The organism is Streptomyces anulatus (genome assembly GCF_000721175.1).
GTDB classification, from domain to species: domain Bacteria; phylum Actinomycetota; class Actinomycetes; order Streptomycetales; family Streptomycetaceae; genus Streptomyces; species Streptomyces anulatus_C.
This window is the reverse complement of record NZ_JOEZ01000127.1, coordinates 1-434: the sequence shown is the minus strand read 5'-3', so window position 1 is coordinate 434 and position 434 is coordinate 1. Positions and strand designations below refer to the sequence as shown.

The following is a 434-nucleotide window of genomic DNA, read 5'->3' as shown; positions in this document are numbered from 1 at the left end:
GCTGAGCACCTACTCGGACGATGCCTATCCGCTGGTCGAGAAGTTGCGGCAGCTCAAGCGGGATGCGGGCGCGTTCCTCGTCAAGGCGAACGCGGACGAGAAGTGGCGCGAGGACGGCGACCTGATCGAGGAGAACAGGCGCCGCCATGACGAGATCATCGAGGCCTGGACCGCGTTCCAGGCGGTGGAACGTTCCTGCTACAACAAAATCATCGCTCTGGTCCCCGGCGGCAAACCGCTCAAGACCGACGACGGCTCCAACGGCGAGCGCATGCACGGGTACGACGCGGAGGCCCTGAAGCAGGCCAAGGGCCTGCCGTGGGGCGACCCGGTCGAGGAATCCACCCGCTGGTACCAGTTCTACGAACACGTCTGGGACTTCGGCAAGGGCTTCGTCGTCGACGGTGTCTGGGGCACGGTCAAGGGCCTGGGCA

At 65.4% G+C, this 434-nt stretch carries 1 pseudogene; it reads left to right on the top strand.

The features are described 5' to 3' along the window. A pseudogene (locus tag IG90_RS40425) lies at positions 1–434 on the top strand (hypothetical protein); the annotation flags it as partial.